Source organism: Clostridium sp. 19966, assembly GCF_032335695.1.
Lineage (GTDB): Bacteria > Bacillota > Clostridia > Clostridiales > Clostridiaceae > JACTOJ01.
Window position 1 is genome coordinate 74439 of the sequence record NZ_JACTOJ010000014.1, and the last position, 16707, is coordinate 91145.

General features: G+C 32.9%; 15 protein-coding genes. 3 read left to right on the top strand and 12 right to left on the bottom strand.

Annotation, left to right across the window (positions count from 1 at the left end; genetic code table 11):
* Window positions 1-13 precede the first annotated feature (13 nt).
* Complete coding sequence (locus IAI10_RS14795; RefSeq protein WP_315674059.1) at window positions 14-892, bottom strand: LysR family transcriptional regulator; 879 nt, start codon at window positions 890-892, stop codon at window positions 14-16.
* Window positions 893-1022: 130 nt separating this feature from the next.
* On the opposite strand from IAI10_RS14795, the gene leuC reads away from it, so the two are divergent.
* Both leuC and leuD read left to right on the top strand, forming a co-directional pair.
* On the top strand, window positions 1023-2423 hold the full coding sequence (gene leuC / locus IAI10_RS14800; protein ID WP_315674060.1) for a 3-isopropylmalate dehydratase large subunit: 1401 nt from the start codon (window positions 1023-1025) through the stop codon (window positions 2421-2423).
* A gap of 17 nt (window positions 2424-2440) precedes the next feature.
* Window positions 2441-3034, top strand: coding sequence for a 3-isopropylmalate dehydratase small subunit (gene leuD, locus IAI10_RS14805; RefSeq protein WP_315674061.1), 594 nt, complete (start codon window positions 2441-2443; stop codon window positions 3032-3034).
* An 80-nt stretch (window positions 3035-3114) separates the two neighbouring features.
* Here leuD and IAI10_RS14810 read toward each other — a convergent pair whose 3' ends face one another.
* The gene (locus IAI10_RS14810; RefSeq protein WP_315674062.1) at window positions 3115-3963 is read right to left on the bottom strand and encodes a methyl-accepting chemotaxis protein; all 849 of its coding nucleotides are present in this window, start codon (window positions 3961-3963) and stop codon (window positions 3115-3117) included.
* A 585-nt stretch (window positions 3964-4548) separates the two neighbouring features.
* Here IAI10_RS14810 and IAI10_RS14815 point away from each other — a divergent pair.
* Window positions 4549-4725: a Uma2 family endonuclease gene (locus IAI10_RS14815; RefSeq protein WP_315674111.1), complete on the top strand. Its 177-nt coding sequence runs from the start codon at window positions 4549-4551 to the stop codon at window positions 4723-4725.
* Between the two features lie 541 nt (window positions 4726-5266).
* Here IAI10_RS14815 and IAI10_RS14820 read toward each other — a convergent pair.
* The 10 genes from IAI10_RS14820 to IAI10_RS14865 form a co-directional block, all read right to left on the bottom strand.
* Window positions 5267-6595 carry a helix-turn-helix transcriptional regulator gene (locus IAI10_RS14820; RefSeq protein WP_315674063.1) on the bottom strand — a complete coding sequence of 443 codons (1329 nt, stop codon included), beginning with the start codon at window positions 6593-6595 and terminating at the stop codon, window positions 5267-5269.
* Window positions 6596-6735: 140 nt separating this feature from the next.
* On the bottom strand, window positions 6736-7782 hold the full coding sequence (locus IAI10_RS14825) for a metalloregulator ArsR/SmtB family transcription factor (RefSeq protein WP_315674064.1): 1047 nt from the start codon (window positions 7780-7782) through the stop codon (window positions 6736-6738).
* Between the two features lie 43 nt (window positions 7783-7825).
* A complete protein-coding gene (locus IAI10_RS14830) occupies window positions 7826-8395 on the bottom strand; it encodes an HD domain-containing protein (protein WP_315674065.1) in 570 nt (189 codons plus the stop codon).
* 42 nt (window positions 8396-8437) lie between these two features.
* Entirely contained in the window at window positions 8438-9253 is an 816-nt protein-coding gene (locus tag IAI10_RS14835) for an ABC transporter permease (RefSeq protein ID WP_315674066.1), read from the bottom strand.
* A 3-nt stretch (window positions 9254-9256) separates the two neighbouring features.
* Entirely contained in the window at window positions 9257-10231 is a 975-nt protein-coding gene (locus tag IAI10_RS14840; protein ID WP_315674067.1) for an ABC transporter ATP-binding protein, read from the bottom strand.
* A gap of 12 nt (window positions 10232-10243) precedes the next feature.
* Window positions 10244-11056 (bottom strand): ABC transporter permease, encoded by an 813-nt coding sequence (locus tag IAI10_RS14845; protein WP_315674068.1) that lies wholly within the window; start codon window positions 11054-11056, stop codon window positions 10244-10246.
* 117 nt (window positions 11057-11173) lie between these two features.
* The gene (locus IAI10_RS14850; protein WP_315674069.1) at window positions 11174-12583 is read right to left on the bottom strand and encodes a hypothetical protein; all 1410 of its coding nucleotides are present in this window, start codon (window positions 12581-12583) and stop codon (window positions 11174-11176) included.
* A gap of 15 nt (window positions 12584-12598) precedes the next feature.
* A complete protein-coding gene (locus IAI10_RS14855) occupies window positions 12599-13441 on the bottom strand; it encodes an ABC transporter ATP-binding protein (RefSeq protein ID WP_315674070.1) in 843 nt (280 codons plus the stop codon).
* Between the two features lie 16 nt (window positions 13442-13457).
* A complete protein-coding gene (locus IAI10_RS14860) occupies window positions 13458-13817 on the bottom strand; it encodes a GntR family transcriptional regulator (RefSeq protein WP_315674071.1) in 360 nt (119 codons plus the stop codon).
* Between the two features lie 222 nt (window positions 13818-14039).
* Entirely contained in the window at window positions 14040-16706 is a 2667-nt protein-coding gene (locus tag IAI10_RS14865) for a cation-translocating P-type ATPase (RefSeq protein ID WP_315674072.1), read from the bottom strand.
* Window position 16707 lies beyond the last annotated feature (1 nt).

Here is a 16707-nt window from a genome sequence, read left to right on the forward strand (position 1 = left end):
ATAAAAAATATTATTAGAGATATTTTTTCAAGGTTTCTGCTGCCTTTGACAGAGGTAGATTACTACTATAAACGATTCCTATATTTCTTTTAGGTATTTCAGGCTTTATCGGTATTTCAATAAGCTCCCCTGCCTTAAGTTCTTCGGCTATAAACTCTTTTATTGCGGCAGTAATTCCAAAGCCTATCTTTGCAAATTCCATCAAAAGATCCATATTGCTTATTTCCATATCAGGCTTTATATCCAGGCCATTATCCTGAAAATATTTATCTATATACCTTCTGGTAACATTATCTTTCTCTAAAAACATTACCGTAGCATCATAAAATATATGCTCTGCTTCTATGGTATTTAATGTGTCTAAATATTCTTTGCTGGCTACAAATATATCCTGAATCTCTAGAAGCTTTATAAAATTATAATTATCATTTTTGTCCATAGGCTCACTTATTACGCACAGATCTATTTCCCCATTATCTATGAGCTTTAGTGTATCTGAACTGGTGTTATTGATAATATTTATTTTTATATTGGGATATGCTTTTTTAAATTTTTTAAGCTTTGGTATAAGAAAATGCTTGCAAAGAGTGGTGCTTACCCCCAGCTTAATATTTCCTTCTTCTCCGTCCTTAAGCTTTCCTAATACCTTCTCTCCAATGGAAATTTCATTAAGCCCTTTTTCTACATATTTATAAAAAATCTTTCCTTCTTCCGTCAGCTTTACCCCTCTTGAATTTCTTATGAAAAGCTCTATCCCCAGCTGAGCTTCCAATTTTTTTATGGATTTGCTTACTGCAGGCTGACTTATAAATAATTTCTGTGAAGCCAAGGAAATATTGCCGCTCTTAGCTACTGTATAAAATATCTTATATAATTCCAAATTATTCTCCATATTTTTCTCCTTATATAACTATAAGTTATACTAATCATAATTAATATGTATTTCAATTATATAGCTGTATATCATATAATTACAACAAGAATTTGTTCGTACAGTATTATTTATGAAAGGAAGATTTTAAATGACAGGGAAAACTTTATATGAAAAAATCTGGGACAATCACCTTGTGAGCTCTGAAGCAGGAGATCAAAGCTTACTGTATATTGATCTTCATCTCATACATGAAGTTACCTCGCCTCAAGCTTTTGAAGGATTAAGAATTGCGGGAAGAAAAGTAAGGAGAAAAGATTTAACCTTCGCTACTATGGATCATAACGTACCTACCATTAATAGATTTGATATAAAAGATCCTATTTCTAAGCAGCAAATAGATGCCTTATATAAAAATTGTGAAGATTTCAGTGTAAACCTTTTTGGCTTGGAAAGCGAAAGTCAAGGAGTTGTGCATGTTATAGGTCCAGAGCTTGGCCTTACACTTCCTGGCAAAACCATAGTATGCGGTGACAGCCATACTGCAAGTCACGGTGCTTTTGGTGCCTTAGCTTTTGGCATAGGTACCAGTGAGGTAGAGCATGTGCTCGCCACTCAATGTCTTCCACAAAAAAAATCTAAGACCATGAGAATAACCGTTGAAGGTAGTTTAGGGTATGGAGTCACAGCCAAAGATGTAATTCTTGGAATAATAAGCAAATACGGTACTGATTTTGGAACTGGTTATGTAATAGAATTTGCTGGAGCAGCAATAAAAAATATGAGCATGGAGGAAAGATTGACAGTTTGTAATATGGCAATTGAAGGTGGTGCTAGATCCGGTCTTATACCTCCTGATGAAATTACCTTTTCCTATTTAAAAGGAAGACCTCATGCTCCTAAAGGAGAAGCTTTTGATAGAGCAGTAGCTCTATGGAAAACATTAAAGTCTGATGAAGATGCAAGGTTTGATAAAGAACTAGCATTTGATTTATCCACTCTTGCACCTCAAGTAACCTGGGGAACAAGTCCGGGAATGGGGGCTTCTATTGAAGATAAAGTTCCTTCTCCAGAGGATTTTCAGGATGAAGACAAAAAGCATGGTGCTGAAAAGGCTCTTAAATATATGGGACTTACTCCTGGCATAGCTATGAAGGACATAGAAATTGACCATGTATTCATAGGTTCCTGTACTAATGGAAGGATTGAAGATTTAAGAGCAGCAGCAAAAATTGCTAAAGGAAGAAAGGCTAATCCGAAGGTAACGGCTCTTGTTGTTCCTGGCTCTGTTAAGGTGAAAAAACAAGCAGAGGAAGAAGGCTTAGATAAGGTATTTATAGAAGCAGGCTTTGAATGGAGAGATGCAGGCTGCAGCATGTGCCTTGCCATGAATCCAGATGTTTTGAAGCCTGGTGAAAGATGCGCTTCTACTTCTAATAGAAACTTTGAGGGAAGACAAGGAAGAGGAAGCAGAACTCATCTAGTTTCTCCAGCTATGGCCGCAGCAGCTGCTATATATGGACATTTTGTTGATGTTAGAGATTTAAAATAGTAGGAGGAGGATTATTTATGGAACCTTTTGTTAAACATATAGGGGTTGTGGCTCCTTTAGATAGAGTAAACGTGGATACTGATGCCATCATACCAAAACAGTTTTTAAAGAGAATCGAAAGAAGTGGCTTTGGACAATTTCTATTCTATGAACTCAGATTCGATGAAAAAGGAGCACCTATTGAAGACTTTGTGCTTAATAAGCCAGATTTTAAAAATTCCACAATTTTAATATCCAGGGCTAATTTTGGCTGCGGCTCCTCCAGAGAGCATGCTCCTTGGGCACTATCAGATTTTGGTTTTAAGGTAATAATTGCCCCAAGCTTTGCAGATATATTCTATAACAATTGCTTTAATAACGGAATACTTCCTATAAAGCTGGAAGATGCAAAGGTAGATGAGCTTTTTGAAAGAACTTCAAAATATGAAAATTATAAATTAGAAGTGGATCTTAAAGAGCTTACTATAAAGGATGACAAGGGCTTGAGCTTTTCCTTTGAAATAGATGCCTTCAGAAGAGAAAAATTATTGAATGGCTATGATGATATCTCCCTTACACTTCTTAAGGAAGATAAAATTGCCGCCTACGAAAAGCAGCATATATCTTTTTAGATATAGATTTCCTCTTTTTTTAAAAAAGCTGTGACGAATTAATTTTGTCGCAGCTTTTTCATTTAAAAATGTAATCAAATTTAATTATATCGAGTTACAAAAACCTCTAGCTGTTTAGCAGCTTTATTTATATTCACTAAATTTTCAGATATCTCCTGAGTTGCTGCTGCTTGTTCTTCACTAACAGCTCCATTCGATTCTATTAAACCATTAATTGAATTAACAATTTTATTCATTTCATTTAACATATTTTGAATTTTCACTGCAGATTCTTTAGACTGTGCAGCTAATTTTCTTATCTCCGTAGCAACCACCGAAAAACCCTTGCCTAACTCGCCAACTCTCGATGCTTCTATAGAAGCATTTAAGCCTAAAAGGTTCGTTTGAGAAGCAATACCTTTTATAAGTTCTAGAATTTGACTTGTATCTCTAAATTTCTCTGTCAAATCATGAGCAAGTGCTATAGATTTTTGTCCTGAATCTGCAAGTTCTGCAGCGCTCTCACTTATCTGCTCAACACTTTCTGAAGCTTGCTTTGTAGAAGAAGCTAACTTATTAACATTGCTTATTAATTGAAAATTATCATTTGAGTCAATGCCTGAGCTTAATGTTCCTATGACTTTATTATCCACGCCATATATTGGAGTGAAGATTGTCTTGATTGGCCTACCATATACTTCCACTGGTATATCATCAAAAGTAGCTTTTTCAGTATTAATACATTCTACAATTGTGCTTATATCATTTATTGGTTTTCCTGGAGGTAAGTCCAATTCAAATTCTTTTGCTCTGTAGTATGCTATATATTCATTTAGGTCCGTTAATCCAACAGCCATATCCTCTCGTACAATTCTATTAAGGTAAGGCAGCACTAATTTAAAAGCAGCAAGTATAGCTTCATCTGTTTTAAAATAATTTGAATTCACCATTTAAATTCACCCTTCTTTCAATTGATTTTTGAGCATTATTATTTTGCGATAAATTGCATACGTAACCAGCAAAACATTGATAAGGTTTTCAAGTTTTAGTAATTTTAATAAGCTTATCTTTTTCCAAATTTCAACAACAAATAAGGAAATAATAATACTTTAAGATTAATAAAATTTGTGCGATAATACATCATGTAGAATAATATAATAATATGTACTATTATGTACTAATATGTCTTTTATAGTAAAAATCATACCATATTTATTAAATTTACACAATCTAATCATTTTTGATTAATAATATTAGTAAATAATTTCATATTTTTCACATATATAAAGAGCTTGTTGATATAATATCAACAAGCTAATAGAAATTCGTAAGAAAGCCTTAATGGTAATGAATATCTACTTCAACGATATTCCTGATAAAGACATAGAATTTACCAAAAATCAGCATAACATTCATCACTATAATTAACTACATCTATGTCCGAATTCACTTCTTTACCATAATATTTCATTTCATGTACAGCAACTTCAGTCATTTCTATCTCCCGAATGAATATCTGAAATCAAAGATTTAACATTTGCTATAATATGATTGTAGAAGTAGTATCACCTTTCAGGCCTTCTAATGATTATGTTACAAAGCTTAGCTTATACGAAAATTTTAAGATAAGAGAATCTTGTATAGTAAATCCTGTAAGCAAAACTATATTAATTTATACTCTTGATAGAAGTGATCAATACGCAGCTCTTTAAAGTTATACCTTTAAAGATAAAATAAAAGTTTCAATATATGACAATTTAGAAATTGATTTTAATTAAATAGATTTATAATTTTTCTGAACTAAAAGCTCTTAATAGCTGTGATATCAATTACGCAAAAAAACACCTAAAATTTTAATTCTAGGTGGATTTTTAGCAGTTTATTTTTTATTTATGTTCTTTATCTATTAACTCCAGGGAAATCCTGGATAATATTGCAGTAAATGTACTGCGATGCTGGATGATACAATTATAAATGTGAATGCAGCCACTGTAGAAAATGCTTTTTTAATTTTAAAAGTCACTTTAATCACATCTCCTTATAATTTTTTATTATATTCATGTATTACCTTAACATCATTAGTTCTTCTTATTTTATAGAATATTTAAGTACATTAAGTATTCTCGTATTATTACTTAATCTAATGGAAAACCTGGCAAACTTGATAATAGGTATATAGCTACACTAGAAGATACAACTGTTACAGTAAGAATAACGGCAATAGAGTAAATCTTTTTATGTTTGAAAAACACTTTAATCACGTCCTTTATACGTATTTTCTGAGTATTTTTTGCAAAATTCACATATTTCTATAACGGATTTAGCATCATTTAGTTTTGTGAAATATTGAAGAACGTTTAGCATCAACATATTATTAACACTACCAACGTTAGTAACTAATTCAATAAATTCATCTTTAATATTTACAGCCAAATCCTTATGAGACATATGTATTAGTTCCATTATAACATCATTTATAACAAAAGAATATTTAAATGCTTTTGCCAAGTTCAAAGTTTTTCTCAGATAAGTAACAGCATTATCATAATCCTTTAATTCTATATACCTTCTGCTAATTTCTAAATATAATTGAGGTAACATAATAAAATCATTTGGTATGTTTTTTAAATTATTTAAAATAAAATTTATACGTTCGTTAGCTTCCTCAATTTTACCCATATCAATATATATCTCGCAAATATTATTACAGTATATAGATATATATCCACAATTTTCTTTAGAAGTAATTTCTAAGGCTATGTTATAAATTTTTAATGCTTCGTCATAACATTTTAAAAATTGCAAGCTTGAAGCTTGTAACAATAATATTCTAATATATATATCACCATGCTTATCTTTTGTATTTTCATTAACAATGTTTTTAAGTTTATCAATAATATCTAAAGATTTCTTATATTCCTTAGAATAATTATAATACAGACTACTATTAAACAAAAATACCACTTTGTAGTCGTCATTCATTTGTGGGAATCTATCTAATGCATAGTTACATACATCAATTCCGTCTTTATATTTTTCCATACAAAAATATACCTTTGATAACTTTTTTAGCACAGGTATTAGTGAAGCCACATCCATATTTAAATTCATAAGGCATTTTACATTCTCATAATATACCGAAGCTTTATAGAAATCATTATTACCAGAAAAATAGTCTCCTGCTAATTCGCATATGAGTATCTTTTTATCAATGAAATCCCATTCCAGCAAGAATTGATCAGCATCCTTAAGAGTATTGATAAAGCTTGTATCATTATTATCAAGCAGTTCTTTTAGCTCATCTATGAATTGGTCCAGTATTTTTCTAGCTTGAGCCTCCTGATCTTCTAATAGATATTCTATATCTATATCTAAGGTAAGATTGTTTTTCTCTAGTATTTCGGTTACATGGGACATGATTATTTGTGCTGTACTTCTAGTTAGCTTTGCCTTGCCATTTTCGATTTGGCTTATTAAGTTTCTAGTAACATCATCTCCTACAATCTCTTCCTGACGAAGATTGTATCTTTTTCTAAGTAATCTCAGCTTATGTCCTACAGGAATTACTCTACAGTCTTCCATACTTTTTCACCTCCTATGGCTTAGTAATTTCTAATTATTATAACATTATAAGGATTAAATGTTAACAACTTATAAATAATTTATGAAATAAGTAAAAATTGGGCATTACTTTTATCAGATTCCAAATTTATCCTAGAATTCTATTTATCTATAAATTGATATATATCCATGGGAATTCTATCTATGGTCATCTTATTTATGTAATAGTACATATAATTTCCCTCTCGCTGCTTGTAAAGTAAATCCGCTTCGTATAACAGCTTGAGCTGCTTTGATACCCCAGCTTCAGAAACATTAATCTCTTTAGCTATGCTTTGAGTGGAAGCCTTTGATGCGTATATGCACTTTAGTATTCTCAATCTAGTTTCGTCTCCTAAAGCCTTCATGGTTTTGGAAAGATCTATAGGCACTACCTCTGAGGCCTGCTCCAGATGAGCTCTTATGGTGAGCTCTATATGTTTTTTATCTGTAATGTCGATAAGCAAATGTGGATCTATAAAACTGCTTACTCTAATAGATATGATTTCCATATCACTAATATTCACATTAAATTTAGTATATTTGTGAAAATATATTTCTTCCTCTCCTATCTCAATTCTAGGGTGAAGCTCGTCTATATATTTTAACAATCCAATGGTTTCACATCTAGCTATATGCTTTCTTAAAGTTCTAATCAAAAGAGGTTCTATAAATTTCAGCTCTTTTTCAAAATAGCTATAATAATATTCTTTAATACAAAAAATAAATTCTCTTCTAAAGCTTTCTGCATCCTTAAAAATATTCATGTCCACTCTTAAGTCTTTATATTTCCCTGGAAATTCTTTTCCAATGATCCACTTTTTTATAGTTTTTCTATCAGCTTCTCTTCCCAGGAAGAAATACATAAATTCATTTATATCAAGCTCCAACAGATAATCTATAGCTGCCATTATGTTTAAATCATTTACCTTTTCTCCCGCATCGCATAGATTCATTCCAAACATCCATTCATCAAGCCTTGAAGAAAGCTTAATTATTTTATCATATAAATTTTTATTTATTTTTTCCTTCATGTTACTTGCCCAATTTAGTTTCTCCAGGTGGTGATGCGGATTTGATAACACATGGAGACTGCACATCATCTCAAAATAAGGAGAATATATAAATTCCACTTTATATTTATCATATACTTTTTCTTCCAGCTTCAAATATATACTCTCCTTTCCCAAAGTTTCTATTTTACGTTCTGTTTTAATATAAAATTTCTTTTACTGCTTCATATTTATGTTGTATTACTTCTCTTGCTTCTTTGCAAAGCTTCTTATAGCTTCTTTCTATTTTTCCTTTAACCCAAGCAGCCCCTTCATCAACCTTCATGCCCTTCTTTACATAAGCAAGGTGTAAGAGTGAAGGTACAGAAGCAATGTGTGCCATAGCATCTGCACTGGCAATACATATGGACTCTTTAGAGGTTTTCTCTAAAAGCACGCTCCCTCTATGCTCAATTATGCATGTTTTTACTTCTTTTATTTTATCCAATTCGTATCCATAACTCAATAATATTTTTTCAGCTTCTTCAGCTCCGTATATATGATGCTGTTCATACATAGCTTTATCTTTAATTCCTGCATAATCATGGAGGAGAGCTGCAATTTTAACTACTTCTTTATCTGCCACTAAGCTATCAGCTAAAATTACAGCATATTCTACTACCTGTTTTATATGATATTCCCAAATTTCATATCCAAAAATATTGCTCTCCTGCCTACACTGGTTTTCTACTAATTCTTCTATATCTTTTATCATAGCTTCTACATTCATATAAATTCCTCCAAGTACTAAATTTATCCTCAAGATTCTATTTTAAAATAATGCCATATTTCCAGTTCTCTTAGCGTATTTTTCAGCAGCTCTCAGGCATAAAATAGTGGTTACAAACATTATTAATCCAACTATTATGCTGCCTAAAAGAAAAGTTTTTATCTGCCATAGGGAGCTTCCATTTAAAACAGCTCTTCTCAGTATTTCAGCACAGTAAGTTAGAGGAAATACTACGCTCAACACCTTGGCCCAAAATGGAAAAATAGCTGTAGGAGTCTTTATACCAGCGAACATTTCCATAGGTTCCTGCAGAACTGTAAATAAAAATCCCGAGTCTCTGGAAAATAAAAATATAGCATTTAAGAGCATACCCCAAAGCATGGCCATAATTATAGCCAGCACAATTCCTACTATAAGAGTAATTATATTTACCTTCATACTGCTCCCATTTATAAATAACACCGCCGCTGAAAACACTACGAAAAGCCATATGCTTTCAAATAGAGAGCTTATAGCATTTCCAGCTACAAAGCCTAATCTGCTGGCTGGAGTTAAATATATGAGCTCTAAGGTTCCAGACACCCTCTCATAGGACAGATTCCAGGCTGATTGTATTAAGCATTGAAAAAATTGAAGGCTCATATAGCCTATGAGCATGAATATCAAAATATTATGCTCATTCAGGTAACTTACCTTAGAGGATATTTTATCAAAATTAAAGGGCTTATAGCTGTAATAGGCTGAAATAAAAGTAAGTATCGGCCAAAGGAAATGGCTTATATACATTTTTTTATTATGAATGTTATTGCTATGCTGCTTCTTCATTTCCGCTAAGGTTACTTTTAAAAAATATCTCATCCTCTATGCCCCCTTTGAAAGCTTAATAATAGCATCCTCAAGATTGGGTTCCTTTGAATAAAAGCTTTTGATAGGCATATTATTCTCCATAAGGATTCTAGCCACTTCGGTACTTATATCCTCAAGAGATTTTATAGTATAAAGCCTATTTTCCTCATGGAAGCTCATGCTGCAGCCATTTATGGACATACATAATCTTTTTATATCCTGATGAAGCTTTTGATTTAAGCTATCTACCTCAATGCAAAGCACCTTATGACTCATACCTATATGAGAAAGCTCCTTTGGGGTTCCCTGTGCTATTATTTTACCACTATCCAGGATATAAATATATTCACAAAGCTCCTCTACCTCCTGAAGATAATGTGAAGTAAGCAATATAGCTTTTCCTTCATTATGAGCTATATCTTTAACATGCTTTCTCAGCTCTCTTGCTATCACTGCATCTAAGCCTAAAGTAGGTTCATCCATGAAAATATAGCTTGGATCATTAATAAGTCCCCTTGCTATCTGAAGTCTCTGCTTCATTCCCTTGGAGTATCTTTCCACAGCTAAATTCTGTTTTTCTGTGAGCCCTACTAAATCCAGCAAATAATCTATTCTGCTCTCTAGCTTTTTTGAATCTATATTGTATAACTCACCATAGTATTTTAAATTTTCTCTGCCAGTGAGCCTCCAGTAAAGCATTCTTTCACCGCCTGCTACCATGTTTACTCTTTTCTTAACCTCTTCAGAATCTTTAACTACATCTAGTCCGTCAATATTTATGCTTCCGCTGGTAGGGCTGAGCAAGGTGGATAGCATCTTTATGGTAGTAGTTTTTCCTGCTCCATTTATGCCTAAAAGTCCTACTATCTGACCTTCCTTTATCTCCATGTCTATACCTTTAACCGCTTCGACTAGAAATCTCTCACTTTTGAAAAGTCCCTTCTTAACCTTTGTATCATAAACCTTTTTCAAATTTTCTACCTTTAACATATTTTTTCCCTCCTACATATTTATTTTCTCTAATGCTATAATTTCCACTTTTTTCAGCAGCTTGAAACCGACCAGGCAATACATTAGGCTTAAGGCTATAACTTCTATAAAATCCTTACCTTGCTGCATAATGCCAGCTCCAGATATCACACTGTTTCTGACAAGATCAATGGATGCTGTTACTGGTATGATTTTTGAAATTATCTGAAGGCTCTGAGGAAGGTATTGCACGGGAAAAGTTACACCACATACTAAGAAGAGCAGAGCAAATAAGGTGTTTTGAGAAATATAAGTATCATTAAAATAAAGCATAATGCTAGCAAGTATTAGTGATAATGAAAAATATGCAAATAATGACACTAAGAAAGCCAGCATGGCTGATAAAACATTTATGCCTCCAAAGCTTAATCCAAAAGGCATAGCTACTAATACTGTAATTATCATCTCACAGGTGGTAGTTATGGTTTGCTCAAACATATTTCCTACAAAGTACTGCACTCTTTTGAAGGGTGCCAGCATGAGGCTTTCCAAGGTGCCTTCCCTTTTTTCAGTGATTAAGCTTCTGCTCACATTGAGACATGTCCTTACCACGTATAGATACATACAATTTCCAAGGATTACATAGCTCATATAATCTGAGGTTCCCGAAAAGGAAGAAAAAGATGCATTAACGCTGCCATTAAACAATAGATAATAAATAAAGTAAGCTGACAGTGCTGTGTAGATAGAGCCTATTACACTGCTGATAAAAAAGTCCTTAGGATAGGCTCTGATGTGAATGGTAAGATTTCTTTTAAATGTGGCCTTAAGTGTTTTTAAATTCATAAAAATAACCCCCTTAATATAATGCATTTTCAAATTTGATTAACCAAATAGTTAATCAAATCTACTGTGTTTTTAAGGCACAAGCATTATAGTTATAGGGAGTTATTTTGTCAATATTTAGTTTTTAGTATTAGACATAGCTATCAAGGTATTTGAAAACCATGACTTGCCTAGGTTTTTCTTTTTTAGTAGAAGTCTAAAAGCAATATAAAAGGCCAGGCTAGCTATGAGCAAAATAATCGAAACAAGTATATTTACATTATTAAAATTAATTCTACCACTTGATAGAAGGTCTACATTCATTACTGTAAAAACTGCTATCTCCAATATGAAAGCAAGTCCCTGTAGTCTTTCTGATGCCGCAAAAAGTGTGCATATTGAATAGAAAAACAAGGTTACTGCAAAAAACAAAGCACATATACTTATAAATTCATTGCTGCTTATACCTGCATATTTATTGCCAAATATATCAATTCTCGCAGTGAGTCCTTTTTCATAACACACCAGTTTCTCAAGAAGCACAAAAGCTATAAATACAATTAAAGCACAGATAGCTTTAAACATAGTAGCTATCAAATAAGCCTTATAAAACAATCTTCTGGACGCACTAAATTGTGAGTGCATCACAAGCCTTATTGAAAAATTAAAGTTGCAGTCAAACACAGCTACCATTGGCATCCACATAAACAATAAAAGATATTGAGATATAAGTTGTTTTCCTCCATTATCTCCTGTTTCATTAAACAAAAATACTAAGCAAAGAATAGCTAGCACAGCTACAAGTCCAAGGTCCTGAAAGCTATATATTTGAATTGCTGCTCTTAATTTAGTAAGCCTTGTTTTTTTCTGCAACTTCTTTTCAATTCTAATTTTTCTTCCGGGTTTAGTATCATGAGCTTTGCTACTATAAGTATTCTTCTCAAGTAGCCATCCTGCATAAATCAAAACAACTGACAAGAGAAGCATTAACGAACAGTGCAATAAATTTAAGTCTGTTGGATTAGTCTTAAAAAGTATTATAATTGGCAGGAAAAATAAAAATATAAATTCATTGCGACCTCTATCTAAGTATATGGAAAATATATTAAATAGACTTACAAACAATGTGAATAAGGAAAACACCATAAAAAATTCTTTTAGACTGCTGTATATATCTATACTTACATTATTATAAAAATGTAAAAGGAGTTTTGAAAGTATAACATGAATTATTGAAAGCACTATATTTATATAAATCCAATATATCATCATAGATACATAAAAATTCTTTTTTGTTGCCCTAAAAAACATTTGCACTTTCTTTCCTAAGCTATGCAAAGTCATAGCTAGTAAAAAATTGCTGAAAATCATTGTACCATAAGAAAGTATATTAGACACATCATTAATCTTATTAAAATTGTCTGTGTGAGATAATATTGCCGTAATTATAAGAATCAAGGGATATAGGGTACAAATAAAATAGCTTAAATACTCCATATTACTGGTAAAGTCATGGTGCAGCTTTACATATTTTTTTATTGAATGCATTTTGTCACCTGCTTCCTATTCATTTGTGATATTTATAAATAAATCTTGAAGGGACATTCTTTTTAGCTTAATATTATGCTCTTCTTCTATATAATCAAATATGAAGGCTTTTTTGCTTCTTCCAACGGTTTCTGTTTTTAAAACTCTTTTTCCTATTATAGTCTTGTCAATTTCAGTTTCATCGCCCCAAATTTCAAAGGATTTTTCATTTATCGTATTCATGTCTTCCTGTAAAAGCAGTTTTCCTTTATCAATTATAATTATTTCTTCAAATAGATTACTCACCTCGTCAATTAGGTGGGTGGAAAAAATTATAGTTCTTGGATTATCTATATAGTCCTTTAAAAGAATTTTGTAAAAGCTCTCTCTCGCAGCTGCGTCTAAACCTGAATAAGCTTCATCAAATATAGTAAGAGGGGATCTTGCAGCAAGTCCAATTATTATTCCAACTAAGGCTTGCATGCCCTTTGACAGCCTCCTATATTTTTTGTTCTCCTCCAATTTAAATCTTTCTATAAGCTGATTCTTAAATTCCTCATCCCAATTTTCAAAAAAGCCCTGTGCCAATCTAAATATCTTGCTCACTTTTAGGTTGCTCATGTAGGTCATTCTGTCAGTTACAAAGCAAATTTGATTTAAGATTTTTTCATTATCAAAAACTATTTCTTCAAATACCTTAACCTGTCCTTGGTCTTCCTTTATAAGGGCAGCAATTATATTTAAAAGAGTGGTTTTACCAGCTCCATTTCTTCCAAGAAGTCCATAAATCTTATTTTCCTCTAAGGACAAATTAATGCCATCTACCACTGCCTTTTTACCATAATTTTTAGTTACACCTAAACACTCTACAGCCTTCATTTCATAACCTCCTAAACTATCTCTTCTTAATAATTTCGATTACTTCTTCTTTTGTCATGCCAAGTTTGTCAGCTTCATACAAAAGCTTATCAATAAATTCCCTGCAAAACCCTTCTTTTCTCTTAGAAATGATAATTTCCTTTGCTCCAACTGCTACAAACATACCTATTCCCCTTTTCTTATAGAGTATATTTTCGTCTACTAAAATATTAATTCCCTTATTGGCAGTGGCAGGATTAATATTATATAGGCTTGCAAATTGATTTTTCGAGAGCACCTGCTCCTCTTCCTTTAGATTACCTTTTAAAATCTCATCCTCAAGCCATTCTGCTACCTGCAAATAAATAGGTTTTATAGAATCTTGCGAAAACTCCATGGGTTTCCTCCTTCCCATCGGTAGTTGTATGGTTGGTTACTCATGTAATCAACCCATATATAGAATAGATTATTTGTTAGTACTTGTCAAGAATTTGTGCAACAAAAAAATCAGGCTATGTTTTAAATAAGTATTAAAAATCAATGCTTATTTAAAACATAGCCTAAAATTATAGCAGTGAGAATTCAGGTTTTTACCCTCTATACTCGCTGCTTTATCTATCTATTTACGTTTTACCAGCTTTATAATTTCATTTAAAAGCAAAGGCACTATTGAGATTCCTAATACAAGAAGCCAATCCATCATGCTTAATTTAAATACATCAAAAATATTTCTAAACAATGGCACTGTTATCACCATTAATTGAAGAAGTATGCCTAAGATAAGCGAACCTACTAAATACTTATTAGTAAATATACCTATCTGGAATATGGATTTCTTAGGATGCCTCATATTAAAGGAATAAAAGAGCTGAGAAACGCTTAACACTACAAAGGCCATAGTTCTGGCATGAGTAAGTGCATCTTTGTATTCAGGCTTTGATAAATCATGAGGCATCAAAGGAAATATTGAAGGATCACCAGTATAATATTTAAGTCCTATTACAAAAGCTGCTAAAGTAACAAAACCTATTAGTAGACCGTTTAAAATTATACTTATACCAACTCCACCAGCAAATAAGCTTTGCTTTGGATCTCTTGGTTTTTCTTTCATAACATCCTTATCTCCGGCATCCACTCCTAAGGACAGTGCAGGGAGAGTATCTGTTATAAGATTAACCCAAAGTATGTGAATTGGTCTAAGAGGAGCTGCCCAGCCAAGAAGTATGGCTAAAAACAAAGCTATAATTTCTCCTATATTACAGGAAAGCAAAAATACTATGGATTTTTTTATATTGTTAAATATGTTTCTTCCCTCTTCAATAGCAGAAACTATAGTGGAGAAATTATCATCAATTAAAATAACATCTGAGGCTCCCTTGGCCACATCTGTTCCTGTTATTCCCATAGCTACCCCTATATCTGCCGCCTTAAGAGATGGTGCATCATTTACTCCGTCTCCGGTCATAGAAACTATATTTCCTTTTGCCTTGAAGGCTTTTACAATCTTAACCTTATGCTCTGGTGAAACTCTGGCAAATACTCTTAAATTATCTATTTTTGCACTGAGCTCCTCTTCTGTCATATCATCTATGTCTGCACCAAATATGGCTTGGGATTCAGATTCCGCAATGCCAAGCTCCTTGGCTATAGCATAGGCCGTATTTTTATGGTCTCCCGTTATCATTATTGTCTTTATTCCTGAGGCTTTGCATACTTCAATAGATTTTTTCACCTCTTCTCTAGGAGGATCAATCATTCCCACCAATCCAAGGAAGGTTAAACCCTGTTCCAATTCATCTATTTCTATATGCTTTGAAGCTATAATTTTGTAAGCTCCAGCAAGCACCCTTAAAGCATCATCGGACATTCTATTAGAGCTTTTCATTATTTCTTCTTTCAATTTTTCATCTAATGAAACCTTCTCGCCATTTATAAGAGCACTATCGCATATTTTCAGCAGATTATCCACTGCACCTTTTGTCATCACGTAATACTTATCTTCATATTTATTTATCGTAGTCATAAGTTTTCTATCGGACTCAAAGGGAATTTCATCCACCCTCTGATGTGCAGCCTCTAAATCCTGCTTTATTATATTATATTTTGCTCCCAGCTCCAGAAGTGCTATTTCTGTGGGATCTCCTGTCTTAGAGCTTTCCGTATAGGTTGCATCGTTACACAGCATAAGATTTTCTAAGAGAAGCTTATGGGGAGCCAAATTTATATTAATATTTGCTGCATCATCCAGCTTTTTATCCACATAAAACTTGGTTACCGTCATTCTATTTTGAGTAAGAGTTCCAGTCTTATCTGAACAGATTACGTTTACAGCCCCTAAAGTTTCAACAGCAGGAAGCTTCCTTACAATAGCATTTTCTTTAATCATTCTTGTAACTCCCATAGCCAGCACTATGGTTACTATAGCTGGAAGTCCTTCCGGTATGGCCGCCACTGCAAGACTTATAGCTGTTAAAAACATCTCAAAGGTATCTCTTCCCTGAAGCCATCCAACTATAAATATAAATATGCATATTCCTATAGCTCCAAAGCCTAAGATTTTTCCAAGCTCCTCCAGTTTTTTCTGCAGAGGAGTAAGGCTAGTTTCTTCATTGTCAAGCATTTTTGCTATCTTACCTATCTCAGTGTTCATGCCTGTCTCAACTACTATCCCAACTCCTCTTCCATAAGTAGCTAAAGTGGACATAAAAGCCATATTTTTTTGATCCCCTAAAGGAGTTTTTCCTTCTGAAAGTTTTTCATTAGCGTCCTTGTCTGAAGGCACTGATTCACCAGTTAAAGCAGATTCCTCAATCTTAAGATTGGCAGTTTCCATAAGTCTTAAATCGCAGGGAATGTATCTTCCAGCATCAATCAGCACCACGTCTCCAGGTACTAACTCCTCGGAATTCACCTCTATAACCTCACCATTTCTCTTCACTACTGCTTTAGGTGTGGATAATTTTTTAAGGGCCTCCAGAGATTTTTCCGCCTTAGATTCCTGAATTACTCCCACCACTGCATTTATTATTATAACTATGAAAATTACTACCGCATCGCTTCTTTCTCCTACGACAAAAGATATCACTGCTGCTGCAAGAAGTATATATATAAGGATATCGTTTAACTGCTCAAAAATAAGACTGATAATCCCTCTTTTCTTTTTTTCAGCCAATTTATTAAGTCCATATTTTTCCTTCCTTTTCTCCACCTCTTCTGCAGTAAGCCCATTTTGAACATTTACAGACAATTCTTTGACTACATCTTCAATGCTCTTTTCATACCACATG

Bases quoted from the DNA above. Each gene is read 5' to 3' on its own strand.
- IAI10_RS14795 (WP_315674059.1), bottom strand. From the start codon at position 892: ATGGAGAATAATTTGGAATTATATAAGATATTTTATACAGTAGCTAAG.
- leuC (WP_315674060.1), top strand. From the start codon at position 1,023: ATGACAGGGAAAACTTTATATGAAAAAATCTGGGACAATCACCTTGTG.
- leuD (WP_315674061.1), top strand. From the start codon at position 2,441: ATGGAACCTTTTGTTAAACATATAGGGGTTGTGGCTCCTTTAGATAGA.
- IAI10_RS14810 (WP_315674062.1), bottom strand. From the start codon at position 3,963: ATGGTGAATTCAAATTATTTTAAAACAGATGAAGCTATACTTGCTGCT.
- IAI10_RS14820 (WP_315674063.1), bottom strand. From the start codon at position 6,595: ATGGAAGACTGTAGAGTAATTCCTGTAGGACATAAGCTGAGATTACTT.
- IAI10_RS14830 (WP_315674065.1), bottom strand. From the start codon at position 8,395: ATGAATGTAGAAGCTATGATAAAAGATATAGAAGAATTAGTAGAAAAC.
- IAI10_RS14835 (WP_315674066.1), bottom strand. From the start codon at position 9,253: ATGAGATATTTTTTAAAAGTAACCTTAGCGGAAATGAAGAAGCAGCAT.
- IAI10_RS14840 (WP_315674067.1), bottom strand. From the start codon at position 10,231: ATGTTAAAGGTAGAAAATTTGAAAAAGGTTTATGATACAAAGGTTAAG.
- IAI10_RS14845 (WP_315674068.1), bottom strand. From the start codon at position 11,056: ATGAATTTAAAAACACTTAAGGCCACATTTAAAAGAAATCTTACCATT.
- IAI10_RS14850 (WP_315674069.1), bottom strand. From the start codon at position 12,583: ATGCATTCAATAAAAAAATATGTAAAGCTGCACCATGACTTTACCAGT.
- IAI10_RS14855 (WP_315674070.1), bottom strand. From the start codon at position 13,441: ATGAAGGCTGTAGAGTGTTTAGGTGTAACTAAAAATTATGGTAAAAAG.
- IAI10_RS14860 (WP_315674071.1), bottom strand. From the start codon at position 13,817: ATGGAGTTTTCGCAAGATTCTATAAAACCTATTTATTTGCAGGTAGCA.
- IAI10_RS14865 (WP_315674072.1), bottom strand. From the start codon at position 16,706: ATGTGGTATGAAAAGAGCATTGAAGATGTAGTCAAAGAATTGTCTGTA.